Annotated in this window: 21 protein-coding genes; 13 read left to right on the top strand and 8 right to left on the bottom strand. The window is 70.8% G+C overall.

The window, feature by feature from the left end:
- Nucleotides 1-35: 35 nt before the first annotated feature.
- The 5 genes from M1D46_RS11135 to M1D46_RS11115 form a co-directional block, all read right to left on the bottom strand.
- Nucleotides 36-1,763, bottom strand: coding sequence for an ABC transporter family substrate-binding protein (locus M1D46_RS11135; protein WP_324014784.1), 1,728 nt, complete (start codon nucleotides 1,761-1,763; stop codon nucleotides 36-38).
- 173 nt (nucleotides 1,764-1,936) lie between these two features.
- Nucleotides 1,937-3,862 (bottom strand): ABC transporter ATP-binding protein, encoded by a 1,926-nt coding sequence (locus tag M1D46_RS11130; RefSeq protein WP_456285557.1) that lies wholly within the window; start codon nucleotides 3,860-3,862, stop codon nucleotides 1,937-1,939.
- Nucleotides 3,859-4,803 carry an ABC transporter permease gene (locus M1D46_RS11125; protein WP_456285556.1) on the bottom strand — a complete coding sequence of 315 codons (945 nt, stop codon included), beginning with the start codon at nucleotides 4,801-4,803 and terminating at the stop codon, nucleotides 3,859-3,861. The genes M1D46_RS11130 and M1D46_RS11125 overlap by 4 nt, the downstream gene beginning before the upstream one ends.
- 1 nt (nucleotide 4,804) lies before the next feature.
- Entirely contained in the window at nucleotides 4,805-5,788 is a 984-nt protein-coding gene (locus tag M1D46_RS11120; protein ID WP_271171911.1) for an ABC transporter permease, read from the bottom strand.
- 241 nt (nucleotides 5,789-6,029) lie between these two features.
- Nucleotides 6,030-8,840: an ExeM/NucH family extracellular endonuclease gene (locus tag M1D46_RS11115; protein ID WP_456285555.1), complete on the bottom strand. Its 2,811-nt coding sequence runs from the start codon at nucleotides 8,838-8,840 to the stop codon at nucleotides 6,030-6,032.
- Nucleotides 8,841-9,011: 171 nt separating this feature from the next.
- Here M1D46_RS11115 and lepA point away from each other — a divergent pair, with 171 nt between their 5' ends.
- From lepA to era, 11 genes are all read left to right on the top strand, one after another.
- A complete protein-coding gene (gene lepA, locus M1D46_RS11110) occupies nucleotides 9,012-10,862 on the top strand; it encodes a translation elongation factor 4 (RefSeq protein ID WP_282977780.1) in 1,851 nt (616 codons plus the stop codon).
- Between the two features lie 27 nt (nucleotides 10,863-10,889).
- Nucleotides 10,890-11,540 (top strand): DUF1990 family protein, encoded by a 651-nt coding sequence (locus M1D46_RS11105; RefSeq protein ID WP_324014789.1) that lies wholly within the window; start codon nucleotides 10,890-10,892, stop codon nucleotides 11,538-11,540.
- Entirely contained in the window at nucleotides 11,540-12,757 is a 1,218-nt protein-coding gene (gene hemW, locus M1D46_RS11100; RefSeq protein ID WP_456285554.1) for a radical SAM family heme chaperone HemW, read from the top strand. Before M1D46_RS11105 ends, hemW begins: the two co-directional genes overlap by 1 nt.
- Nucleotides 12,758-12,859: 102 nt before the next feature.
- Nucleotides 12,860-13,900, top strand: coding sequence for a heat-inducible transcriptional repressor HrcA (gene hrcA / locus M1D46_RS11095; protein WP_271171906.1), 1,041 nt, complete (start codon nucleotides 12,860-12,862; stop codon nucleotides 13,898-13,900).
- Between the two features lie 54 nt (nucleotides 13,901-13,954).
- On the top strand, nucleotides 13,955-15,061 hold the full coding sequence (gene dnaJ / locus M1D46_RS11090; RefSeq protein WP_324014794.1) for a molecular chaperone DnaJ: 1,107 nt from the start codon (nucleotides 13,955-13,957) through the stop codon (nucleotides 15,059-15,061).
- 5 nt (nucleotides 15,062-15,066) lie between these two features.
- Nucleotides 15,067-15,798, top strand: a complete 732-nt coding sequence (locus M1D46_RS11085; RefSeq protein ID WP_421075832.1) for a 16S rRNA (uracil(1498)-N(3))-methyltransferase — start codon at nucleotides 15,067-15,069, stop codon at nucleotides 15,796-15,798.
- 23 nt (nucleotides 15,799-15,821) lie between these two features.
- On the top strand, nucleotides 15,822-16,172 hold the full coding sequence (locus tag M1D46_RS11080; protein WP_271171903.1) for an HIT domain-containing protein: 351 nt from the start codon (nucleotides 15,822-15,824) through the stop codon (nucleotides 16,170-16,172).
- 4 nt (nucleotides 16,173-16,176) lie between these two features.
- The gene (locus tag M1D46_RS11075; protein ID WP_271172182.1) at nucleotides 16,177-17,265 is read left to right on the top strand and encodes a PhoH family protein; all 1,089 of its coding nucleotides are present in this window, start codon (nucleotides 16,177-16,179) and stop codon (nucleotides 17,263-17,265) included.
- On the top strand, nucleotides 17,262-17,729 hold the full coding sequence (ybeY, locus tag M1D46_RS11070) for an rRNA maturation RNase YbeY (RefSeq protein WP_271171902.1): 468 nt from the start codon (nucleotides 17,262-17,264) through the stop codon (nucleotides 17,727-17,729). The genes M1D46_RS11075 and ybeY overlap by 4 nt, the downstream gene beginning before the upstream one ends.
- Nucleotides 17,726-19,162, top strand: a complete 1,437-nt coding sequence (locus M1D46_RS11065; RefSeq protein WP_456285553.1) for a hemolysin family protein — start codon at nucleotides 17,726-17,728, stop codon at nucleotides 19,160-19,162. Before ybeY ends, M1D46_RS11065 begins: the two co-directional genes overlap by 4 nt.
- Nucleotides 19,155-20,066, top strand: coding sequence for a GTPase Era (era, locus tag M1D46_RS11060; RefSeq protein ID WP_456285552.1), 912 nt, complete (start codon nucleotides 19,155-19,157; stop codon nucleotides 20,064-20,066). The genes M1D46_RS11065 and era overlap by 8 nt, the downstream gene beginning before the upstream one ends.
- A gap of 8 nt (nucleotides 20,067-20,074) precedes the next feature.
- Here era and M1D46_RS11055 read toward each other — a convergent pair whose 3' ends face one another.
- Together M1D46_RS11055 and M1D46_RS11050 are read right to left on the bottom strand one after the other, a co-directional pair.
- Nucleotides 20,075-20,713 (bottom strand): response regulator, encoded by a 639-nt coding sequence (locus tag M1D46_RS11055; protein WP_456285550.1) that lies wholly within the window; start codon nucleotides 20,711-20,713, stop codon nucleotides 20,075-20,077.
- Nucleotides 20,710-21,909: a sensor histidine kinase gene (locus M1D46_RS11050; RefSeq protein WP_456285549.1), complete on the bottom strand. Its 1,200-nt coding sequence runs from the start codon at nucleotides 21,907-21,909 to the stop codon at nucleotides 20,710-20,712. Before M1D46_RS11050 ends, M1D46_RS11055 begins: the two co-directional genes overlap by 4 nt.
- 117 nt (nucleotides 21,910-22,026) lie before the next feature.
- On the opposite strand from M1D46_RS11050, the gene M1D46_RS11045 reads away from it, so the two are divergent.
- Nucleotides 22,027-22,764, top strand: a complete 738-nt coding sequence (locus M1D46_RS11045) for a GAP family protein (RefSeq protein ID WP_456285548.1) — start codon at nucleotides 22,027-22,029, stop codon at nucleotides 22,762-22,764.
- A gap of 225 nt (nucleotides 22,765-22,989) precedes the next feature.
- On the top strand, nucleotides 22,990-24,744 hold the full coding sequence (leuA, locus tag M1D46_RS11040) for a 2-isopropylmalate synthase (RefSeq protein WP_456285547.1): 1,755 nt from the start codon (nucleotides 22,990-22,992) through the stop codon (nucleotides 24,742-24,744).
- 60 nt (nucleotides 24,745-24,804) lie between these two features.
- Here the strand turns inward: leuA and M1D46_RS11035 are convergent, their stop codons facing one another.
- On the bottom strand, nucleotides 24,805-25,575 hold the full coding sequence (locus tag M1D46_RS11035; protein WP_271171895.1) for a trimeric intracellular cation channel family protein: 771 nt from the start codon (nucleotides 25,573-25,575) through the stop codon (nucleotides 24,805-24,807).
- Nucleotides 25,576-25,587: the final 12 nt, after the last annotated feature.

Here is a 25,587-nt window from a genome sequence, read left to right as displayed (position 1 = left end):
AAAGCCGCCGGCCCCTTCGGGTCAGAGAGGGAGGATCACTCCTTCTCCCAGCCCACGTTCTCCACCGGCTGGAGGCCGAAGAGGTCGAGGCCCGTGTAGGTCTCGGGGGTCAGGTTCGCCAGACCCTCCTTGACCGTCATGATCTGCGGGCCGGCGTAGAGCGGGAACACGCCCCATGTCTCGGCCATGATCTCGGCCTCGAGCTTCATGCCCGCCTCGGTCTGCTCCTCCGCCGTCGGCAGCGCCGAGACCTCGTTCGCGATGCGCTCGTCGATCTCGGGCGTGCTCGTGGACGAGAGGTTGAGGCCGCTGTCCGAGCAGTAGACCTGGCACATGTACGCGACGCCGTACGGGTCGCTCGACGAGAAGCCGAGCATGACGAGGTCCCAGTTCTTCGTCGTGAGGTCGTTCGAGAAGTCGGACGACGGGCGCACCTCGGGGGTGATCGCGGCGCCCACCTCGGCGAGCTGCGTCTGGACGATGCGACCGCGCGCCTCGACGATCGGGTCGTCGCCGAAGAGCGGGAGCACGCCCTCGAGCCGGACGCCGTCCTTCTCGCGCACCCCGTCCTCGCCCATGACCCAGCCGGCCTCGTCGAGGATCGCGTTCGCCTCGTCGACGTTGTACTCCCAGCCCGCCTCGGTCAGCGCGTCGGTGTAGCCCTCCTGGAACGGGAAGAGCATCAGCGATCCGGCGTCGGGCTCGGTGTAGTCGAGACCGTTCCAGACGACCTCCTTGATCTGCTCGCGGTCGATCGCCATGAAGAGCGCCTTGCGCACCTCCAGGTCGGCGAACTGCTCACGCTCCGCGTTGATCTGGATGAGGTTCGTCGCGGTCCGCTGCGCGCGGTAGGTGACGACACCCTCCATGTCGGCGACCTGAGCGAGGCGGTCCTCGGTGTTGGTCAGCGCCATGTCGATCTCGCCATTGCGGAACGCGTTGATCTCGGCCGTGTCGTCGAGCACGCGGAAGGTCACCTTGTCGAGGAGGGGCTCGTCGCCCCACCAGTTCTCGTTCGGGACGAACGTGATCGTGCCGCCGTTCGCATCGAACTCGTCGACCGTGTACGGGCCCGCGCCCCACTCGGGGTGCACCTGGTTGACGTACGCCTCGTTGAAGAGCTCGGGCGTGTTGATCGCCGGGTTGACGAGGTGCCAGAAGAGGCCGTCCGTCCAGGGGTAGACCTGCTTGAAGGTCACGACCGCCTGGCGCTCGTCCTCACCCTGCTCGACGGACTCGATGAGCGAGTAGCCGTCGGTCGAGTTGGGGATGTAGCCCTCGTCGAGCGAGCGGTTGGCGATCCAGGTCTGGTTGTAGGCCTCCCACGTGATCGGGGTGCCGTCGTTCCAGACCGCGTCGGGGTTGATGGTGTAGGTGACGACCGTCTTGCCGTCGACCTCCTCGGTCGTCCAGTCGGTGAGGTAGTTGGGGTTGGCGTACGCCTCGCCCTCGGGCGTCATGAGGATCGTCTGGGGGTTGTACCACTCCCACAGGGTCGCCGTGTCGACCGAGCCGTCCGAGTGGTTCGCGTTCAGCTGCTCGGGGATCTCCGTGATCGGGAAGACCGCCTCGCCGCCCTGCTGGAGGTTCTCGCGGGGCTGCGGGTTGTAGTCGGCACCGGTGATCTCGGTGGCGCCCTCGTTGCCTCCGCCGGACCCGCCGCCGTTGCCGCCGTCGTTGCCGCCACCGGCACAGCCCGCGAGGACGAGGGCGAGCGCGCCGGCTGCGGCCGCCGCCCCGATCCACTTCTGCTGCTTCTTCATGGTGCTCCTTTCGCGCCTTGTAGGCGTCGGGATATGGGAGAGATGAGATCGAGGCTAACCGCGGGCCGCGCGCGCTTGTGAGAACGTGAGCGAGCCGTGACCTGCGGGTCTCGTCCCGAGCGGGGCGCGGCGCGCCGTCGTCTTCGCACGACGCGCCGTGACCCCACGATGGATCAGCCGGTGGACATCTGCCCGCGGCTGAGGAGGTCGTGGTCGAGCTCGACGCGCGTCCGGCCGCGCTCCACCTTCGGATCGGGGATCGGGATGGCCGACAGCAGCGCCTGCGTGTACGGGTGCTGCGGGGTGTCGAACACGTCGTCGACGTCGCCGAACTCGACGAAGTCGCCGCGGTACATGACCGCCACGCGGTCGGCGAGGTGCCGGACCACCGAGAGATCGTGCGCGACGAACAGGTAGCTGATGCCGAGTCGCATCTTCAGCTCGTCGAGCAGGTTCAGCACACCGGCCTGGATCGACACGTCGAGCGCCGAGACCGGCTCATCGAGCACCACGAGCTTCGGCTCGGTCGCGAGCGCGCGGGCGATGCCGATGCGCTGGCGCTGACCGCCCGAGAACGCCTGCGGGAAGCGGTCGCTGTGGGCGGGGTTCAGCCCGACGAGCCCCATGAGCTCGTCGACGCGCTCGTGTGTGCGCTCCTTCGAGGTGCCGATCGTCTGCAGCGGCTCCGCGATGATGTCGAACACCGTCATGCGCGGGTCGAGGGCGCCCATCGGGTCCTGGAAGACGATCTGGATGTCGCGGCGGGCCGCGCGCTCACGATGGCGCCCCTTGAGCTCGCGCACGCTCGTTCCGTTGATCCGGATGTCGCCGCCCTCGGGCGCCGCGAACTCCATGATCTCGAGGAGCGTCGTGGTCTTGCCCGAGCCCGACTCGCCGACGATCGCGAGGGTCTCGCCCTCCTTGATGTCGAACGAGATGTCCTTGACGGCCTGCACCTCGCCGACCTTGCGCTTGAGGATGCCCTTGAGGATCGGGAACGTCTTCGACAGGTGCGACACCTCGAGGACCGTCTTGCGCTCCTCTCGGGGCGTGCGCACCAGGTCGCTCTCGGGGATCACCGGCACGGGGTACACGGGGCGACCGCCGATCAGCCCCGCATGGATCTCGTCGGCACGGATGCACGCGGCGCGGTGGTCCGCGTCGCCGCTGACCTGGAGAAGCTCGGGCTCGCCGACGCGGCACGCATCGAGCACGATCGGGCAGCGGTCGGCGAAGGGGCACGCATCCGGCAGGTCGATGAGCAGCGGCGGATTGCCCTTGATCGCGACGAGCGGCTGCTTCTCCTTCTTGTCGACGCGCGGGATCGCGCCGAGGAGGCCGATCGAGTACGGCATGCGCGTGTCGTCGAAGAGGTCGACGGCCGACGCCTGCTCGATCGGCTTGCCCGCGTACATGACGAGCACGTCGTCGGCGATGTTCGCGACGACGCCCATGTCGTGGGTGATCATGATCACAGCGGCCCCGGTCTCGCGCTGCGCCGTGCGGATCAGATCGAGGATCTGCGCCTGGATCGTCACATCGAGAGCCGTCGTGGGCTCGTCGGCGATGATGAGCTTCGGGTTGTTCGCCATGGCGATCGCGATGACGACGCGCTGGCGCATGCCGCCCGAGAACTCGTGGGGGAAGGCCTTCATGCGGCGCTCGGGATCGGTGATCCCGACGAGCGTGAGGAGCTCGATGCCGCGCTCCCACGCGCGCTTGCGGCCCATCCCCGCGTTGTGCACGACGAGCGCCTCGACGAGCTGGTCGCCGATCGTGTAGACGGGCGTGAGCGACGTGAGCGGGTCCTGGAAGATCATCGCCAGGCCGTTGCCGCGGATGGCGGACATCTGCTTGTCGGTCTTGCCGATGAGCTCGTCACCCTGGAAGACGATCGATCCGGTGACGTGAGCGGTCTCGGCGAGGAGGCCCATGATCGCGAGCGAGGTCACGGACTTGCCCGAGCCGGACTCGCCGACGATGCCGAGGGTCTGGCCGGGGAGGAGGTCGAAGGAGACGCCGCGCACGGCGTCGACCCTTCCCGCCTCGGAGGCGAAGCTGACCCGGAGGTCGCGGACGGAGAGAACGGGTTCGGTCATGCGCGGCCTCCAGCCGCCGAAGTCGGGTCGAGGGCGTCGCGCAGTCCGTCGGCGACGAGCGCCATGGAGACGGTCAGCAGCGTGAGGGCGCCGGCGGGGAAGTAGAACATCCAGGGTGCGCTCGTGATGATCCCCGAGCCGGTTCCGATGAGGGAGCCGAGCGAGACATCGGGGAGCTTCACGCCGAAGCCGAGGAACGACAGGCCGGTCTCGAGCATCACGGCGCTCACGACGCCGAGGGTGAAGTTGATGACGAGGAGCGAGCCGATGTTCGGGATCATGTGGCGCAGCACGATGCGGAATCCGCTGACGCCCATGTAGCGGGCCGCCTGGATGTACTCGCGCTCGCGCAGCGAGAGGGAGAGCGTCCAGATCGTTCGGGCCGCGATGAACCAGTTCGTCAGGATGAGGATGATCGTGATCATCCTCCAGTCGCCACCCGAGTCGTTCGAGATCATCGCGATGATGAGGAACGTCGGCACGGCCATGAGGAAGTGGATGACGGCGAGCGCCCCGCGCTCGTACCAGCCGCCGAAGTAGGCGGCGGTGGCGCCGACGAGCGCCGAGATGACCGTCGTGCCGATCGACACGAGCACGGCGATCATCAGCGAGCGCTGGAGGCCGACGACGACCATCGCGTAGAGATCGTTGCCCGAGTTGTTCGTGCCGAACCAGTGCTCGGTGCTCGGCGGATCGGACAGCGCCAGGAAGTCGAGCTCGATGTGGTCGTACTGCTGGAACACCGGCCCGACGACCGCGAACAGCGCGAGGAGCACGAAGATCACGAGGCCGCCCACGGCGGGCCTGTTGCGCATGAAGCGCCGCGTGTAGAGGGCGGACTTCCGCATCGGCTTGCTGCGGCCTGCGGTCAGCACCGTCTCGCTCGGCGGCGGGTTGTCGCCGTGCTCGAGCGGGTCGCGCATATCGGTCTGCATCGTCATGTCAGCTCACCCGCACTCGAGGGTCGAGGGCGACGACCGCGACATCCGCGAGCATCGCGCCGATGAAGGTCATGAAGGCGCCGAACGCGGCCGTCGCCACGGTCCCGTGGATGTCGTTCGTCGCGATCGTCTGGGAGAAGTACTGCCCCATGCCGCTCCAGCCGAAGATCGTCTCGGTCAGGATCGCGCCCGTGAAGGCGGCGGGGATGTTGAACGCGACCTGCGTCGTCACGGGGATGAGCGACGTCCGCAGCGCGTGCCGGCGGATGGCCTGCGACTTCGTCAGGCCCTTCGCGCGCGCCGTGCGGACGTAGTCGGCGCTGATGTTGTCGAGCAGCAGGGAGCGCTGCAGGAAGTGGTAGCCCGCGTAGCCGGTCAGCACGAGGCCGAGGGTCGGCAGCGTGAGGTGCTGGACGACGTCGACGAGCATCGGGAAGAAGCCCTCGACGCCGAGGCTCGCCGAGCCGGTGACATAGAACACGCGCGTGCCGACGGCCTGGTTGATCGAGATCGCGAGGAGCACGATGCCGAGCGCCGCGACGACCACGGGGATGTTCATCGTGATGATCGACGTCGCCTGGCCGATCCGGTCCGCGAGCTTGTACTGCCGGGATGCCGTGTACACGCCGATCGCGATGCCGACGACCGCGGTGAGGATCGTCGCACCGAGCACGAGCTCCGCGGAGATCCACATCCGGTACGCGACCTGCTCGTTCACCGAGCCGCCCGTCGGGCTCACGCCCCAGTCCCAGCGCGTGATGATCGCGGAGAGCCAGGTCCACCACCTCTCGACGAGCGGGACGGTGTCGCTGAGGTTGCGCGGCTCGAGCAGGGCGACGATCTGCTGCTCGGACAGCGGCGGGCGGCGGCCGACGTAGTTGCTGCGCGGGTCGAGGTAGAGCCACGCGAGGAAGTACGTCAGGTTCGTCGCCACGGCGATGATGAGCAGCCACCCCAGGATGCGGCGGAGCAGGTATCGGATCAAGGTCGTGGATTTCCTTCTTCGGACTGCGATCGCGCGCTTCTGGCGCGGTCATCGCACACGTTGAGCGTCGACTCTACCCCCGGTTGACTCAAGTCGACCATCCCGGGCGCACCGTGCCGAAAAGCGTTATCGATCTGTGCTGGTCTTGGCGGAAGTTGCGTCAGGATTTCTGGACGATGGGCAGAATGCCAAGGAGGGGCGGACCGCGGTCCGCCCCTCCTGGCCATCCTGCGCAGTCGCGTCAGCGCAGGACGAGCGTGCGCTCCCCGCTCTCCGAGGGAAGCATGCTCGCGGAATCCGGCGCGAAGACGGCGACGACGCGGTGGTTGCCGCGGGCCAGGTCGGCGGGCACCTCGAGCACGGCAGCGCCGCCATCGAGCACAGCCGCGCCCACGGAAGCGCCGTCGATGAGGAACTCGACTTCGCCGGTCGCCGCAGCGCCGTCGATCGTCCGGACGATGGCGGTGAGCAGGTTCGGCGCGCCCTTCTTCGCCTGGCCGGGAGGCGTCGTGCGCAGCGTCGTGACGGTCTCCGCCGCGGGTGCGTCGGCGACGGCATCGAGCCCGACGATGACCGGGTCGTGGTCGCTCGAGCGGTAGGCGTCGGGCGCGTAGAAGAGCGTGCCGTGGCTGTTGTAGCGGCTGTACTCGAGCGCGACGGCCTCGCCGCTGTTGATCGACCAGATGTCCGCACCGGTCGCGAGCTCGGCGGCCGCCGGGTTGAGGAGCACGTGGTCCAGGGAGCCCGAGAGCGCCTGGTACACGTAGCTGCTCTCGGTCGACCCGAACGCGCTCTCGGCGTCGACGTAGCCCGCGTCGTAGAGCACCTGCATCGGGTCCTCCTGCGTGTAGGAGTTGAAGTCGCCCACGAGCAGCGCGGCCTCGGCGCCCGTTCCCGTCGGGTCGCCGGCCATCCAGTCCGCGAGGGCCTGCGCCTGATAGACGCGCGACTGCGTGGATGCGCCCTGTCCGTCGCCCTGGTCCGCGTCCCCTGGCCAGGGCCCTGCAGACCCCTTCGACTTGAAGTGGTTCACGACGACCGTGAAGGGCTCGCCGCCCGCGGCCGGAGCGAAGGTCTGCGCGATGGGCTCGCGCGCGTTCTGGAACGCGTCGATCTCGTCGTCGCTCGTGTCGAGCGCGGCGGAGGCGCCGACCGGGGAGACGAGGGCAGGCTGGTAGATGATCGCCGACGTGATCACGTCCTGCTCGCTCGCGTCGGGCAGGTTCGCGGGCGAGGGCACGAACGCCCACTTCTCGGTGCCCGCGGCCTCGTTCAGCGCAGCGACGAGCGTGGCGAGCGCCTCATCGGCGGGCTCGCCCAGACGCGCGGAGTTCTCGATCTCCATGAGCCCGACGACGCTCGCGTCGAGCCCTTCGATCGCGGCGACGATGCGGGCCTCCTGGCGGCCGAAGTCCTCCGCGTCCCACGCGCCGCGCTGATCGCAGCCCTCGTCGACCGTGACGCCGTCGCCCGCGCGGTCGCGGTACGGCACGCACGACGGGTCCTCGATCCCGAGGGTCGTGAAGTAGTTCAGGACGTTGAACGAGGCCACCGACACGTCGCCGCCCACCGGCTCGGGGGCGGCGGTCCGGGTGTTCTCGAACACGACGCCGTCGACACCCGATCCATCGGCGACGATCGGCGCCGTGGGGTTCAGTTTCCATGCGTCGTTGCGGAAGTCGACGATGTGGGGCTCCGCGAACGTGACGGACGCACCGACCCGGATGGGCTCGACGAGCGAGATGTACGCGGGCGTGAGGTCGCGGTTGCGCGAGAAGCTCGCGGTCGATCCATCGTCGAGGGCGACGCGCCGCGCGGCGTTGTCGGCCGCGACGGCCTCTGCCTCGGGCGAGCCGGGGCGTGCGACGTCGGTCGGCTGGCGCAGGGGATCCGGGCCCGCGGCGAGCACGACCTCCCCGAACGTGTTCGTCGCGTAGGTGTCGGAGACGGTGAACTCGCCCGCAGGCGCGACGAGCATCGACTCCAGGCGCTCGCGCTCCGCGTCGGTCGCGGGCCAGCCCACGACGGCGGGCTCGACCGGCGCGGCGTCGGCGACGATCTCGGCGCCTCCCGCGCCGACGACGAGCTCGGTCAGGCCGTAGTGCTCCTTGACCTCGCCGGTGACCCGCACGGTGTCGCCGATCGCGACCGCGCCCACGGTGGCGGCCGAGTAGACGAAGATCGCGTCCGACGCGACATGCGCGGCCGGGTCGAGCTCGCCGCCGGTGCCGGGGGTCTGGAGGACGTATCCGTCGAACCCGCCCGTCGGGTAGTGGGCCGTGACGACGCCCGTCGTCGTCACCGTCTGGCCGACGAGGGGCGAGGCGTCGCCGGTGCCCTGGATCTCCGCGATCTCGACGGGCTCCCCGGGCGTCGGAGTGGGAGTGGGAGTGGGAGTGGGAGTGGGCGTCGTGTCGCCGCCGAGCGGCTCGGGCGTGGGCGCATCCGTGACGAAGTCCGCGCCGTTGTCGGCCGTGTTCGCGCCTCCCGTGCGGGAGATCGCCGTCGCGTTCGTCGTGGCGGGCGCTGCGGAGCCGGCGAAGTCGGTCGCGCCGCCCCAGCCCACGTAGTCCACGACGGGCGCCGCCGTCGCGAGGCCGGTCGCGCCCGACAGCGGCGTCACCTGCGAGACGAGCGCCACCTTGCCCTGGGATCCGCTCATCGCGATGCCGCCGTCGACATCCGACTCCACGTCCGGGAGGGCGGTGTTCGAGCCGTAGGCCTGCCCGACCACGAGCGTCTCGTCGGGCGGCAGCACGACATCGCCGAGCGGCGTGACCTGCCACGTCGCGCCCGTCGCCGAGGCGTACTGGACGCTCCAGCCGGCGAGGCTCTGCGGGGCGTCGGTCGTGTTCACGATCTCGACGAAGTCCCGGCTGAATGCGGCGCCGCTGTTGCCGCCGCCGCCGTACACCTCGTTGATGAGGACGCCGTCGCCGGGAGAGACGGCGGCATGAGCCGCGACGGGAGCGAGCAGCGCGGCCGCGACCGATGCGGTCGCTGCCGCGGCGCACAGGCGCCGGGCGCGGCGCGGGGGAGAGGACTGCTGCACGATGGTCTCCTTCGGATGTGCAGGAGGGCGCGGCGGTCGCCGCACGGGAGGATGTCAGGCAATCGTCGTCGCATGAACGGCCGGTTACCGGGATCTCGCGCGGAAGCGGCGGCGCGTCGCGCGGCGACCCGGGCACGCGCGACGGCGCGCGGCCCGTAGAATCAGACGGATATGTCCCCTCGTGCCACGACTCCGCTCCCGCCTGCCGCGACACCGCCTGAGCGCATCCGCAACTTCTGCATCATCGCTCACATCGATCACGGCAAGTCGACGCTCGCCGACCGCATGCTGCAGCTCACCGGCGTCGTGTCCGACCGCGACATGCGCGCGCAGTACCTCGACCGGATGGACATCGAGCGCGAGCGCGGCATCACCGTCAAGAGCCAGGCGGTGCGCCTTCCGTGGCAGCTCGACGGCGACACCTATGCGCTGAACATGATCGACACGCCGGGGCACGTCGACTTCACCTACGAGGTCTCGCGCTCGCTCGCGGCGTGCGAGGGCGCCGTGCTGCTCGTCGACGCCGCGCAGGGGATCGAGGCGCAGACGCTCGCGAACCTCTACCTCGCGCTCGAGAACGACCTCACGATCATCCCCGTGCTCAACAAGATCGATCTCCCCGCGGCCGACCCCGACCGCTTCGCCAAGGAGCTCGCAGACCTCATCGGCGGCGACCCGGCCGACGTCCTGCGCGTGTCGGGCAAGACCGGTCAGGGCGTGGAGGAGCTGCTGGACCGCCTCGTCGCCGAGATCCCGGCACCCCGGGGCGACGCCGACGCACCCGCCCGCGCGATGATCTTCGACTCGGTCTACGACGCCTACCGCGGCGTCGTCACCTACGTGCGGATGGTCGACGGGCGCCTCTCTCCGCGCGAGCGCATCCAGATGATGTCGACGCGCGCGACGCACGAGCTCCTCGAGATCGGCGTCTCCAGCCCCGAGCCGACGCCCTCGAAGGGCCTCTCGGTCGGCGAGGTCGGGTACCTCATCACCGGCGTGAAGGACGTCCGCCAGTCGAAGGTCGGCGACACGGTCACCAACCAGCGCACGCCCGCGACCGAGCCGCTCCCCGGCTACACCGACCCGAAGCCGATGGTGTTCTCGGGGCTCTACCCGATCGACGCGAGCGACTACCCCGACCTCCGCGAGGCGCTCGACAAGCTCAAGCTCTCGGATGCCTCCCTCGCGTACGAGCCCGAGACATCCGTCGCCCTGGGCTTCGGCTTCCGATGCGGCTTCCTGGGGCTCCTGCACCTCGAGATCGTCACCGAGCGGCTCTCGCGCGAGTTCGGTCTCGACCTCATCACGACGGCGCCCAGCGTCGTCTACGAGGTCACGACCGAGACCGGCGAGAAGATCGTCGTCACGAACCCCAGCGAGTACCCCGACGGCAAGATCGGGGCGGTGTCCGAGCCGATCGTCAAGGCCTCGATCCTCGCGCCCAAGGAGTACGTCGGCACCGTGATGGAGCTGTGCCAGCAGCGCCGCGGCACGATGCTCGGCATGGACTACCTCTCCGAGGAGCGCGTCGAGCTGAAGTACACGATGCCGCTCGGCGAGATCGTGTTCGACTTCTTCGACCAGCTCAAGAGCCGCACGCAGGGCTACGCGAGCTTCGACTACGAGCCCGAGGGCCAGCAGGAGGCCGACCTCGTGAAGGTCGACATCCTGCTCCAGGGCGAGCGCGTGGACGCGTTCAGCGCGATCGTCCACCGCGAGAAGGCCTACTCCTACGGCACGACGATGACCGAGCGCCTGCGCAAGCTCATCCCGCGCCAGCAGTTCGAGGTGCCCATCCAGGCCGCCATCGGCGCGCGCGTGATCGCGCGCGAGAACATCCGCGCGATGCGCAAGGACGTCCTCGCGAAGTGCTACGGCGGCGACATCTCGCGCAAGCGGAAGCTGCTCGAGAAGCAGAAGGAGGGCAAGAAGCGCATGAAGATGGTCGGCCGGGTCGAGGTGCCCCAGGAGGCCTTCATCGCCGCGCTCTCCGGAGACGTCGAGTCGAAGGCCGGGAAGTAGCCAGGGGCTGAGGTTAGGGTGGACACCATGCGCCGGGAGACCTTCCGAGACGAGACGGTCGACTATGCCGCCGTCGGGGCGACGCAGGCTCCTGACCTGCTCCAGTACCCGCCGGAGCACAGCATCCCCGCGGCGTCCGCCTGGCGGATCGGCAGCGGCGAGGAGCGCTTCCGCACCGCGGTCGACGCCCTCCTGTCGTGGGGTGCGCTGAAGGGCGCGGGGCTCACGCTGAGCGACGTCCGGCCCGCTCCCGGCCCGACCTACACGGGCGTCAGCTTCGACGAGGCGGGCAACGCCGTCGCGCCGAGCCGATCGGATGCCGACCAGCGGTTCGACGCGGACGGAACGCCGTACGTCGGGGCGGGCACGACCGTCACCGTGCACGGCAAGGTGGGCGGCTCGCGCGCGGACGCCGAGCTGCGGGTCATCTTCGTGATCGAGGAGGCGCGTCGGGTGGGCTTCGCTCTCGGCACCGTCGGCGACTCGGTGGTGAGCGGCGAGGAGTCGTTCATGATCGAGTGGCGCGAGAACGACGAGGTGTGGTTCGAGGTGCGCGCGTTCGACCGCCCCATGACGTTCTGGAACCGCCTGTTCAAGACGCTCGTGCGCCGTCGTCGCAAGGCGCTCTTCGCGGGGTACCTCCGCGCGATCTCGCCGCTGTTCCACACCGGCTCCTGATGGCCGGCGCCCTCCCCGTCGGCGATCCCGCTCCCGCCGACGGCCGCCTCCCGCGCGATCTGCCGATCGATCCGGCGACGGATCTCGGCGTCTACCTGCACGTGCCGTTCTGCCGGGTGCGCTGCGGGTACTGCGACTTCAACACGTACACCTCCGAGGAGCTGCGCGGAGCCCGACAGGACGAGTACGCCGACGTCCTCCTGCGCGAGGTCGCGCTCGCGCGCGACGTGCTCGCCGAGGCGGGCGCGCTGCGTCCCGCGCAGACGGTGTTCTTCGGCGGCGGCACGCCGACGCTGCTGCCCGCCGGCGACCTCGCGCGCATGCTCGAGGGCGTGCGCGGCGCGTTCGGCATCGCGGACGACGCGGAGATCACCGTCGAGGCGAACCCCGACACGGTGACCCCCGCGGTCGCGGAGGAGCTCGCGCGGGCGGGGGTCACCCGCATGTCGGTGGGCATGCAGTCGGCCGTGCCGCACGTGCTCGCGGCGCTCGATCGCACGCACACGCCGTCGAACGTGCGGACGGCGGTCGAGGCAGGGCGCTCGGTCGGGCTCGACGTGAGCGTCGACCTCATCTACGGCGCCCCCGGCGAGTCGATCGACGACTGGCGCGCGTCGCTCGAGGCCGCGCTCGCGCTCGAACCCGACCACGTCTCGGCGTACGCGCTCATCATCGAGGACGGGACGAAGCTCGCGCGGCAGATCCGCCGCGGCGAGGTGCCCGCGCCCGACGACGACCTCCAGGCCGACATGTACGAGCTCGCCGACCGCATGCTCGCCGACGCGGGCTTCGCGTGGTACGAGGTGTCGAACTGGGCGCGCGGCGACGGCCGTCGCTCGCGCCACAACCTCGCGTACTGGCGCGGCGCCGACTGGTGGGGCTTCGGTCCGGGTGCGCACAGCCACGTCGCGGGTCTGCGCTGGTGGAACGTCAAGCATCCCGCCGCGTACGCGCAGCGGCTCGCCGCGGGGGAGTCGCCGGCCGCCGGTCGGGAGCGCCCCGACGCGGCCGCGCAGCAGCTCGAGCGCGTGCTGCTGCACAGCCGCATCCGCGAGGGGCTCGCGATCGACGCGCTGCCGGATGACGCGCGGCGTGCGGTGGCCGGCCTCATCGCCGACGGCCTCATCGAGCCGGGGGCGGCACTCCGCGGGCGGATCGTGCTCACCCTCCGCGGCCGCCTTCTCGCGGACGCCGTAGTGCGGGTACTCACGGACTGAGGTCGGCCGAGCCGCGCAGGCGGCCGGCGCGCATGCCGTTCCCGGCCTCGGGTCGGTAGACTGGCACTCCGAGACATCGAGTGCCAGGAGAGGAGCGCGCACATGGTCAGCGACCGCGGACTGCAGGTGCTCCGGGCCATCGTGCAGGACTACGTCGACACGCACGAGCCGGTCGGCAGCCGCTCCATCGTCGAGCGGCACTCCTTCGGCGTCTCGGCGGCGACCATCCGCAACGACATGGCGCTCCTCGAGGACGAGGAGCTCATCGCCCAGCCGCATACGTCGTCGGGCCGCGTTCCGACGGACAAGGGCTACCGCGTCTTCGTCGACCACCTCGCCGAGCTGCGCCCGCTGTCATCGGCCCAGCGGTCGGCGATCGCGTCGTTCCTGGGCGACCCGGCCGACCTCGACGACCTCCTCGCGCGCACCGTCCGCCTCCTCACGCAGCTCACCGGACAGGTCGCGCTCGTGCAGTACCCGTCCTTCGCCCGGGCGAGCGTGACGCACGTGCAGCTCGTGCCGCTCGACGGCCGCCGCGTGCTCGTCATCATCGTGACCGACACCGGTCGCGTGTCGCAGCGCATCACGGGCCTTGCCGACGAGCTCGACGCGGAGTCGATCGAGCGGGTCGCCGCGCGCCTCGTGCCCCTCCTCGCCGGCCGCTCCGTGGCCGACGCGGCCGAGCAGCTGCAGCGCGGCGCCGAGCTCGCTGCCGCTCCCGTCAGCGCCGTCGATCGCGCGCTGCACAGGATCGCGCAGGCGGCAGCCGAGGAGCTCGACGAGTTCCGCCAGAACCGCCTCGTGCTGGCGGGCTCGGCGACCCTCGCGAAGCGCGAGCAGGACTTCCGCGGCAGCATCCATCCGCTCCTCGAGGCGATCGAGGAGCAGGTGACGCTGCTGCGGCTCATGAGCGAGATGGTCGCCGACGAGCAGGGTCTCTCGGCGAGCATCGGCCGCGAGAACGCGGCCTTCGGGCTCTCCGAGGCGTCGATCGTCGCGAGCGAGTACGACTCGGCCGTCGGCGCGGCGCGCATCGGCATCATGGGGCCCACGCGCATGGACTACCCCCGCAACCTCGCTGCGGCGCGGGCGGTCGCCCGCTACCTGACGAGGCTGCTGGACGAGGACGAGGGCCGGCGCTGACGCGTCGCCCGACGGATCGGAGCACGGGCGCACGACGCCCGCAGGAAGGCTGATGTGGCTGATCACTACGAGACCCTCGGCGTGTCGAAGGACGCGTCGCAGGAGGACATCAAGAAGGCGTACCGCAAGCTCGCGCGTCGCCTGCACCCGGATGTGAACCCCGCGCCCGAGGCCGCGGAGGAGTTCAAGTCGGTCACGCACGCGTACGACGTGCTCAGCGACCCCGAGCAGCGCCGCCGCTACGACATGGGCGGCGACGAGTCGCCGTTCGGCGGCGCGGGCTTCGGCGGATTCGGCGACATCTTCGAGACGTTCTTCGGCGCCTCGGGCGGCGGTCGCGGCGGTCGGCCGCGCTCGCGCCGAGAGCGCGGACAGGACGCGCTCGTCCGCGTGACGCTCGAGCTCGGCGATGTCGTGTTCGGCACGCATCGCGACATCGAGGTCGACACGGCTGTGCTCTGCGAGACCTGCCAGGGGTCCTGCTGCCAGCCGGGGACGAGCCCCGCGACGTGCGACATCTGCGGCGGCACGGGCCACGTGCAGCGCCAGGTGCGCAGCCTCCTCGGCAACATGGTGACGTCGCAGCCCTGCGGCGCGTGCCAGGGCTACGGCACCGTCATCCCGCACCCGTGCGCGACCTGCGGCGGCCAGGGCCGCGTGCGCTCGCGCCGCACCGTGTCGCTCGACATCCCCGCGGGCGTCGAGACGGGCCTGCGTCTGCAGCTGCCGGGCTCGGGCGAGGTGGGCCCCGCCGGCGGCCCGAACGGCGACCTGTACGTCGAGGTCACGGTCGCCCCGCACCGGGTGTTCAGCCGCGACGGCGACGACCTGCTCGCGACCCTCGAGGTGTCGATGACCGATGCCATCCTCGGCACGACGACGACCATCGCCGGGCTCGACGGCGAGGTCGAGGTCGAGGTGCGCCCTGGTATCCAGTCGGGCGAGGTGCTGACGATCAAGGAGCGCGGGATCACCGGGCTGCGCACCTCGCGTCGCGGCGACCTGCGCGTGGGCGTCCAGGTCGTCACGCCGACGAAGGTCGATCACCGCACGCGTCAGCTCCTCGAGGAGCTCGCGCGGCGCACGAAGGCGCCCGCGCCGCGCCTGGCCGAGTTCCACCAGGGGCTGTTCTCGAAGCTCCGCGACCGGTTCCGCGGCTAGGGCCCATGGCGCTGCACTTCCACGACGAGCGCGCGGGGGCGGTCTCGCCCGGCGGCGAGCTCGAGCTCACGGGTGCGGAGGCGCACCACGCCGCATCCGTGCGCCGCGTGCGCGTCGGCGAGGAGGTCACGGTCACGGATGGCCGCGGCGCGTGGCTCGCGGGCACGTGCGAGAGCGTCTCGCCGCAGCGCGTCGTCGTGCGGATCGCCTCGCGCCAGGATCTGCCGCCCCAGTCCCCGCGGCTCGTGCTCGTGCAGGCGCTCGCGAAGGGCGACCGCGACGAGCTCGCGGTGCAGGCGGCGACCGAACTCGGCATCGACGAGGTCGTGCCGTGGCAGGCGGCGCGCAGCGTCTCGCGCTGGCAGGGGCCGAAGGCGGAGAAGGGCCGCGCCCGCTGGGCCTCGATCGTCCGCGAGGCCGCGAAGCAGGCGCACCGGGCGTGGATCGCGGAGGTCTCGCCGATCGCGACGACCGCGCAGGTCGCAGAGCGCGCGGCATCGGCGCGCGTGCTCGTGCTCGACCCGACCGCGCAGGCCGCCCTGACCTCGATCGACGTCGACGACGCCCGCGATCTCGTGCTCGTCGTCGGCCCCGAGGGCGGCATCGCGCCCGACGAGCTGGAGCGCCTCGCGGCCGCCGGCGCCGAGCGCGTGCGCCTCGGCGACACCATCCTGAGGACCTCGACCGCGGGCCCGGCGGCCCTCGCCGTCCTCAACGCGAAGCTCGGGCGCTGGTGACCGCGGTGGATAGACTCGACCGCATGAGCGAGCCGTCGATCTTCACGCGCATCCTGCAGGGCGAGATCCCGGGAACCATCGTCGCCGAGACCGAGCGCGTGTTCGTGCTGCAGGACATCAGCCCGCAGGCGCCCGTCCATCTCCTCGTCATCCCGAAGACGCAGGAGTACCGCGACGTCGTCGAGCTCGCGGCAGGCGACCCCTCGCTCCTCGCCGAGATGGTCCAGACCGCGAAGGCGGTCGCCGAGGACCACGCCGGCGGGCAGTTCCGTCTGATCTTCAACACCGGCGCAGACGCGGGCCAGACCGTGTTCCACGTGCACGCGCACGTGCTCGCCGGAGAACTCCAGGAGAAGAGCCTCGTTGGCCACTGACCCCATGGGCGCAGCCCAGCCGGACGACGACGTCGTCACCCAGACCATCCACGCCGACGGCGTCGCGATGGTGCAGCTCCTCGGACCGCAGGACCGCCTCCTGCGCATGGTCGAGCGCGAGCACCCCGCCGTCGACGTCCTCGTGCGCGGCAACGAGATCACCCTGCGCGGGTCGGCCTCCGCCGTGCGCGCCGCGCGCGCCCTCGTCGACGAGCTGCTGCAGCTCACGCGCGAGGGGCACGACCTCGGCCCCGCCGACATCGCGACGTCGAACCGCATCCTCGAGCAGGGCGGGCCGCGCCCGAGCGAGGTGCTCGGCGAGGCGATCCTGTCGACCCGCGGCAAGGTCATCCGCCCGAAGACCCTCGGCCAGAAGAAGTACGTCGACGCGATCGACGAGAACACGATCGTCTTCGGCATCGGCCCTGCGGGCACGGGGAAGACCTACCTCGCGATGGCGAAGGCCGTGCAGGCCCTGCAGCGCCGCGAGGTGAACCGCATCATCCTCACGCGCCCCGCGGTCGAGGCGGGGGAGCGGCTCGGCTTCCTGCCCGGAACGCTGACCGACAAGATCGACCCGTACCTCCGGCCGCTGTACGACGCGCTCAACGAGATGATGGACCCCGAGCTCGTGCCGAAGCTCATGGCAAGCGGGACGATCGAGGTCGCGCCGCTCGCGTACATGCGCGGGCGCACGCTCAACGACTCGTTCGTCGTCCTCGACGAGGCCCAGAACACGACCCCCGAGCAGATGAAGATGTTCCTCACGCGCCTCGGGTTCGGCACCCGGATGGTCGTCACGGGCGACATCACGCAGGTCGACCTGCCGGGTGGGACGTCGGGGCTGCGGCTCGTGACGCGCATCCTCGACGGCGTCGACGACATCCACTTCGCACGGCTCTCGAGCGATGACGTCGTGCGCCACACGCTCGTGGGCCGCATCGTCGACGCCTACAGCGAGTACGACGAGAAGCGCGCCGCGCACCGAGCAGAGCTGGACGAGGCGCGCGAATTCGCGAACCGCGCCGAGCGGCGCGGTGCGTCGCGCACGGGCGGTCCGCGCGACCGCAAGCCGAAGCGGGGGATCCGATGATCGACATCAACAACGAGTCCGCCATCGCGGTCGACGAGAGCGTCCTGCTGCGTCTGACGCAGCACAACCTCGCGCAGCTGCACGTCAGCCCCGACGCCGAGGTCGCGATCGTCCTCGTCGACGAGGGCGCCATGGAGGCGCTGCACGTGCAGTGGATGGACGAGCCCGGCCCGACCGACGTCCTGAGCTTCCCGATGGACGAGCTGCGACCGGGCACCGACGACATGCCGACGCCCGCGGGACTCCTGGGCGACATCGTGCTGTGCCCGCAGGTCGCGGAAGGCCAGGCCGAGAAGGCCGGCCACTCGCTCATGGACGAGCTCATCCTGCTCACGACCCACGGGCTGCTCCACCTGCTCGGGTACGACCACGCCGAGCCGGAGGAGCACCGCGTCATGTTCGGGCTCCAGGATCGGCTCATCGCGAGCTTCGCCGCCGAGGAACGCAGACGCCCGCGCACATGATCGAGACGCTGCTGCTGATCGGGGCCGTCGTGCTCGTCGCGGTCGGGGGCCTCATGTCCGCACTGGACGCCGCGCTGTCGGTCAGCTCGCGGGCCGACCTCGTCGACCTCGCGACCGAGGGCCGCAGCGCGCGGGCGCTCGCCCACATCGCCGACGACCCCGACAGCCACGCGAACGCGATCGGCTTCCTGAGGGTGCTCGCGGAGACCGGCGCCGCCGTGTTCGCGACGGTCGCGTTCATCCTGCTGTTCGACAGCGTCTGGTGGGCCGTGCTCGCGACGGTCGTCGTCATGACGGGCTTCTCGTTCGTCGCGGTCGCCTCGAGTCCGCGCTCCGCGGGGCGCCGGCATGCGGAGGCGCTGCTGTCCTGGTTCGCTCCGCTCGTGCGCGGTGTGCGCATCGTGCTCGGCCCCCTCGTGAAGGCGCTCGTCGTGGTCGGCAACGCGATCACGCCGGGCGGCGGCCGGCGCAGCTTCGAGTCAGAGGACCAGCTGCTGAGCATGGTCGACGAAGCCGCCTCGAACGACCTCATCGAGGCCGACGATCGCGACCTCATCCACTCGGTGTTCGACTTCACCGACCAGGTCGTGCGCGTCGTCATGGTGCCGCGCACCGAGATGGTCACGGTCGAGGCCGACGCCACCGCTCGCGAGGCCATGACGATCTTCCTCCAGCGCGGCATGTCGCGCCTGCCGGTGGTCGACGGGGAGATCGACGACGTCGTCGGGGTCCTGTATCTGAAGGACCTCGTCCTGCATGCGTTCCGCGAGGGCGCCGCGTGGCACGAGGGCACGACCGCGCGGGCCCTCGCGCGACCTGCCGTGTTCGTCCCGGAGCAGATGCGCGCCGAGACGCTCCTGCAGCAGATGAAGCGCGACGCCGTGCACGTCTGCATCGTCGTCGACGAGTACGGCGGCGTCGCGGGCCTCGTGACCCTCGAGGACCTCATCGAGGAGCTCGTCGGCGACATCTCCGACGAGTACGACCAGCCGTCGAAGGAGATCGTCGATCTCCCGGACGGCACCTTCCGGGTGAGCGCGAGCCTCGGGCTCGACGAGGTGGGCGAGCTGTTCGGCATCGAGCTCGAGGACGACGACGTCGACTCGATCGGCGGGCTCCTCGGCAAGCACATCGGCCGCGTGCCGCAGCCGGGCGACATGGCCGAGGTCGAGGGCCTCATCCTCACCGGCGGCACGTCGCGCGGCCGCGGACGGGGGATCGCGACCGTGTTCGTCGACCGGAGCCCTGCTCTGCGCGCTGTCGACGAGGTGCGCGGCCGTCACCCGCGCACGGGCGAGCTCGCGCTGCCGGTGACGGTGGAGGTGCCGACCGTGCGCGAGCCGGCGAAGAAGAGCGGCGGCCGGAAGTCCGCGGCGAAGAGGAACGGCGGCCGCTCGGACGACGCCGCGAGGAAGGACGAACCCCATGACTGATTCCCCGGAGCACACGAGCCGGAGTGGGTTCGTGACCTTCGTCGGCCGGCCGAACGTGGGCAAGTCGACGCTCATGAACGCGCTCGTCGGCGAGAAGGTCGCGATCACGAGCGAGAAGCCGCAGACCACGCGCCGCGCCATCCGCGGCATCCTGAACCGCCCCGGCGGTCAGCTCATCGTGGTCGACACACCGGGCATCCACCGCCCGCGCACGCTCCTCGGCCAGCGTCTGAACGACCTCGTCGAATCGGTGCTCGGCGACGTCGACGTCATCGCCTTCTGCGTGCCCGCGCAGGAGAAGGTCGGACCGGGCGACCGCCGGATCGCCGAATCGCTCGACGGCTATCCTCGCGCGAAGAAGGTCGCCATCGTCACGAAGACCGACGCGTCGTCGCACGAGCAGATCATGGAGCGCCTTCTCGAGGTCGACGCCCTCCGCGAGGACTGGGCCGCGGTCATCCCGCTGTCGTCGATCACCGGAGAGCGCCTCGACGTGCTGACGGATGGGCTGCTCGCCCTCATGCCCGAGGGCCCTGCGCTCTACCCCGACGGCGTCGTCACCGACGAGTCGACCGAGGACCGCGTCGCCGAGATCATCCGCGAGGCCGCGCTCGAGGGCGTGCGCGACGAGCTGCCGCATTCGATCGCCGTGACGATCTCCGACATCGCCCCGCGGGAGGACAATCCCGAGCTGACCGACGTCTGGGCCGACCTCGTGGTCGAGCGAGACAGTCAGAAGGCCATCATCATCGGCCGGAAGGGCACGCGCCTCAAGGAGGTGGGCTCGCGCGCGCGAGCGCAGCTCGAGCCGCTGCTCGGCACGCGGGTGTTCCTCTCGCTTCACGTGCGCGTCGCGAAGGAGTGGCAGCGCGACCCCAAGCAGCTGAGGCGCCTCGGCTTCTGAGGCGATCGCTATGCGAGCCCGGCGTCGCGCGCGATCACGGCCGCGGCCATCCGGGTCGCGACGCCCAGCTTCGCGAGCACGTGCGAGACATGGCTCTTGACGGTCGTCTCCGACACGTGCAGCTCGCGCGCGATCTCGGCGTTGGACCGGCCGGCGCCGAGCCCGACGAGCACCTCGCGCTCGCGCGGCGTGAGCAGGTCGAGCTCGGCGGGAGGCTCGGGCCGCTCCGGTGCGCGTCCGACGCTCCGGATGACCCGCAGCGTCACCTCGGGCGCGAGGACGCCCTCGCCGGCCGCCACGCGGCGGACGCCCGCGATGATCTCGTCCGCCTCCGCGGTCTTCAGGAGGTAGCCGGAGGCGCCGGCCGCGAGGGCGCCGTCGACGTAGGCGTCCACAGCGAACGTCGTGAGCACGAGCACGGGGAACCCGCGTGCGGTCAGCGCGGCGGTCGCCTCGATGCCGTCGATGCGCGGCATCCGCACGTCCATCAGTACGACGTCGGGCTCGAGCGCCGCGGCCTGCCGGACGGCCACCTGACCGTCGGCGGCCTCGCCGACGACCTCGATGTCGGAGGCGGCGGACAGGACGGCCGCGATGCCGGCGCGCACCGCTGCATGATCGTCGGCGACGAGGACGCGGATGGTCATGCGGGCGCCCCCGTCGTCCCGGCTGTCGCCGACAGCGGCGCCTCCACCCGCACCCGCCAGCGCGCGTCGACGGGGCCGGCCGAGCCGCGCGCGCCGATCGCCGACCAGCGCCTCTCCATCAGGTCGAGCCCGAGTCCGCGAGCACCCGTCGACGGCGCGCCGACGAGAGGGTTGTCGATCTCCAGCACGACGACGGAGCCGTCTGCGTGCAGCGACGCGTCGACGGGAGCGCCCGGCGCATGGCGGGCGGCGTTGACGATCGCCTCTCGGCCGATCTGCGCGAGCGCGGCCGAGACGTCGGGCGCGAGCGGCGGGCGGTCGGAGGCGACGCAGAGCGCGACGCCGAAGGCGTCGGCGGTGCGCTGAAGGGCGCGCACGGGGTCGTCGGCGGGCGGCAGCGCCGGCTCCTCGCGGTCGGCGGCGAGCAGGGAGATCAGCGCACGGAGCTCGGCGAGCGCCTCGCGGCTCGCGGCACGCACCGCGTCGACGGATGCCCCGGTGCGCGCGTCGAGGCCTCCCCGCGCGCCGAGCGCGCTCGTCTGGAGCGAGATCGCGCTGAGGCGCGCGGCGATCTCGTCATGCAGCGCGGCCGCGAGTCGGGCGCGCTCGGCGCGCACGGCCGCGGTCCGGTCGAGCTCGGCGGCGTGGGCGACGGCGTCGGCGCGCTCGCGCTCGAGGCGGACCAGCGCGTCGCGCTGGCGCACTGATGTGCCCCACGCGATCGGGAGGCCGAGCAGCGCGCCGTAGGTGAGGATGACCGCGACGAGGCCCTCGATCGGCGCGGCGATCGCCAGCGCGGCGAGGACAGCGACGGCGATCGCGAGGACGACGCGCATGCGACGCGCATCGAGCAGGAGCGCGGCCGCGTAGAGCGCGTCGAACATGGCGACGGTCGGCACGAAGGCGATCGATCCCGACACGAGGTGCACGCTGACGACGAGGATCGCGCCCGCCGTGGCGACGGAGACCGTCGGCAGACGCCGCTTGAGCAGGAGCGGGACGAGGCACGCGACGGCGAGCACCCACGGCATCCAGGGCTGGCCGAGCGGGCGGCCGCCGTCGCCGCCGGGGACGACGCCCGCCCAGGAGGCGACGGCGCCGAGCAGGAGGACGATGCCCGCGTTCGCGAGGTCGCCCGCCGTCGAGCGGTAGCGGACGAAGGGGAGGACCCACTCGTCGAAGGGAGCGCGCGCCATGCTCCCATCCCAGCATCGATCCGGCGGCTCGCCCTCCTCCGAAAGACGGAGACGGCGGCGCGGAGACCGCCACCTTCGGCCGATGCGCGCCTGCGGCCGTCACGCGACGCTGTCCACATGGACATCACGACGATCGGCACCCTCGCGCTGCTCGCCCTCGCCGACTCGACGAGCTTCGGCACGCTGCTCATCCCCCTCTGGCTGCTGCTCGCGAGCTCGCGGCCCCGCCCCTCGCGCATGCTCGCCTATCTCGCGACGGTGGCGGGGTTCTACCTGGCGATAGGCGTCCTGCTGTCGATCGGGGCCCGCCTCTTCCTCGACGGGATCCGGGACTGGCTCGCGTCGGACGGCGGCGCGATCGCGATGCTCGTCGTGGGCGGCGTGCTGCTCGCCGGCGCGATCCTCACGGGGACGAGGAAGGACGCCGGTCCGTCGCCGCGCCTGCTCGCCTGGCGCGAGCGCGCCGTCGGCGCGGAGGACGGGCCCATCCGCCCGCTCATCCTGCTCGCCCTCGCCGCGACGGCGATCGAGATCGCCACGCTGCTGCCGTACCTCATGGCGATCGGGATCATGGACGCCGCCCGGCTCCCGCCCGCCGCGCACCTCGGCCTGCTCGCCGCGTACTGCCTCGTCATGGTGGCTCCCGCGCTCGCGCTCCTCGTGCTGCGCGTTGTCGCGCACGCCGCGGTGGAGCCGCTCCTGCGTCGCGTGAACGCCTGGCTCACCCGGCAGGCAGGCGAGATGACCGCCTGGATCGTCGGGATCATCGGCTTCCTCCTCGTGCGCGCGGGCACGAGCCATTTCGGGGGCGTGAGCGACGTGTTCGAGCGCCTGCCCGACATCGTCGCGGGCTGAGCGCAGCAGCCTGCTCGGCAAGTGGCGTCGTGATAGATCAGAGTGCTCAGGCAAGAGGGGAAACCCGCGGCTCCGACTGTGCACTCTGCGTGTTACGGTAGATGCATGCGCTGTGGCGGTCTGCTTCTTCTTAGCTGCCGCGACGAGATCTCGATCTAGGGCCCCTCGTCGCGGAGCTTTCTGTCGGCCCGATCTCGTCTGCAGAACCCGGAAGAAGCATCGATCATGAAGAACAACCAGAAGCCCAGCGCCATGCCGATCCACCGCTATCGGCCCTTCCACGAGCAGATCGCCGTGGACCTCCCGGACCGCACGTGGCCGGGCAAGCGCATCGAGAAGGCGCCCCGGTGGTGCGCCGTCGACCTGCGCGACGGGAACCAGGCGCTCATCGATCCCATGAGCCCTGAGCGCAAGCGCGTGATGTTCGACCTCCTCGTCAAGATGGGATACAAGGAGATCGAGGTCGGCTTCCCGTCGGCCAGCCAGACCGACTTCGACTTCGTGCGCCAGCTCATCGAAGAGGATCTCATCCCCGACGATGTGACGATCCAGGTCCTCACGCAGGCGCGCGAGCACCTCATCGCCCGCACCTACGAGGCGATCAAGGGCGCGAAGCAGGCGATCGTGCACCTCTACAACTCGACGAGCGTGCTCCAACGCGAGGTCGTGTTCCGCACCGACAAGCAGGGCATCATCGACATCGCCCTGGCCGGCGCGCGCTGGTGCAAGCAGTACGAGGAGACCGTTCCCGAGACGACGGTCTACTACGAGTACTCGCCCGAGTCGTACACCGGCACCGAGCTCGAGTTCGCCGTCGAGATCTGCAACGAGGTCATGAAGGTGCTCGTGCCGACGCCCGAGCGCAAGATCATCCTCAACCTGCCGGCGACGGTAGAGATGACGACGCCGAACGTGTACGCCGACTCGATCGAGTGGATGAGCAGCCACCTCGACAACCGCGAGAACGTCATCCTGTCGCTGCACCCGCACAACGACCGCGGGACGGCCGTCGCCGCGGCGGAGCTGGGCTACCTGGCGGGCGCCGACCGCATCGAGGGCTGCCTGTTCGGCAACGGCGAGCGCACGGGCAACGTCGACCTCGTCGCACTGGGCATCAACATGTTCACGCAGGGGATCGACCCGCAGATCGACTTCAGCGACATCGACCAGGTCAAGCGCACGGTCGAGTACTGCAACCAGCTGCCGGTTCCCGAGCGCAGCCCGTGGGCCGGCGACCTCGTGTTCACCGCCTTCAGCGGATCGCACCAGGATGCGATCAAGAAGGGCTTCGAGGCCATGGACGCGCAGGCGAAGGCCCAGGGCGTCTCGGTCGACGAGATCGAGTGGGCCGTCCCGTACCTGCCGGTGGACCCGAAGGACCTGGGGCGCTCCTACGAGGCCGTCATCCGCGTCAACTCGCAGTCCGGCAAGGGCGGCGTCGCGTACCTCCTGAAGGCCGACCACGCGCTCGACCTGCCGCGCAAGCTGCAGATCGAGTTCTCCGGCGTCGTCCAGGCGAAGACCGATCAGGAGGGCGGCGAGGTCACGAGCGACCAGATCTGGGCGATCTTCCAGGACGAGTACCTGCCGTCGCCCGTCGACGAGCAGCGCTGGGGCCGGTTCGAGCTGCTCGGAACCCGCTCGAACCGCGACGCGTCGGGTGAGGGCACGCTCTCGGTGACGCTCCGCGACGGCGACGCGACGGTCGAGGCGTCTGCCGCAGGCAACGGACCCATCGCCGCGTTCCTCGAGATCGTGCGCGAGCAGGGCATCGACGTCACGCTCTACGACTACGTCGAGCACGCAATGAGCGCCTCGGCCGACGCGCAGGCGGCCGCCTACGTCGAGCTGCAGGTCGACGGCGAGCGCCTGTGGGGCGTCGGCATCGACGGCGACATCTCGACGGCATCGCTCAAGGCGATCATCTCGGCCGTCAACCGCTCGATCCGCGCCCGCGAGGGCGAGCTCGTCGGCGCCTGATCCGGCGACATCGGAGCGGGTCGGGTCCTTCGGGGCCCGACCCGCTCCGCATGTGCGGGATCAGTCGTCCTCGCGCGGCCTCGTGATGTCGTCGGGCAGGATGATCGCGCCGGTGTGCCCGAGATCGGCCGCCGCGGGGATGTCGCCGGCGGAGATGACGGGGATCTCGCGCGTCTCGAGAGCGACCCGGCGGCGGTTGAGGCGCCGCTGCTCCGGCAGCGACAGGTCGAACACCACCGCGAGCACGCGGATGATCGTCGTGAGCACGATGCCGAGGATCGCGGCGGCGACGATCGGCAGGCCGAGCGCGTACGAGACCGCGAGCGCGGCGTTGCCGACGACCGCGGCGACCGCGTAGAGCGACCCGACGTGCATGATCGCGACCGGGAGCCCCATCGCGATGTCGCGGATCACGCTGCCGCCGACCGCGGCGCACGCGCCGATGAAGATCGCGGGGATGAGCGGGATGCCGTTCGCGATCGCCTTCGCCGTGCCGAACGCGCCGAACATCCCGATCACGACCGCGTCGAGCATGACGATCACCTTGTTCAGGCGGTCGAAGATGCCCGCGAGCAGCATGCCGACGAGCGAGGCGCCCACGGCGGTCACGAGGTACCAGTTGTTCTGGAGGGTCGCGGGGGCGAGTCCGAGCAGGATGTCGCGGATGATCCCTCCGCCCATCCCGATCATCGTGCCGATGATCGCGACGCCGAGGAGGTCCAGTCGCGCGCGCCCGCGGAAGCCCGACGCGAACAGCGCGCCCTGGATGCCGCCGAGGCCGACGGCGAGGAGGTCGGCCCAGAGCGGGATGACGAAGAGCGGCTCGGTCACGCGTCCATCCTC

It is taken from the genome of Microbacterium sp. JZ70, assembly GCF_053903225.1.
The sequence above is the reverse complement of the archived record's forward strand: the minus strand, read 5'-3'. Positions and strand labels throughout refer to the sequence as shown.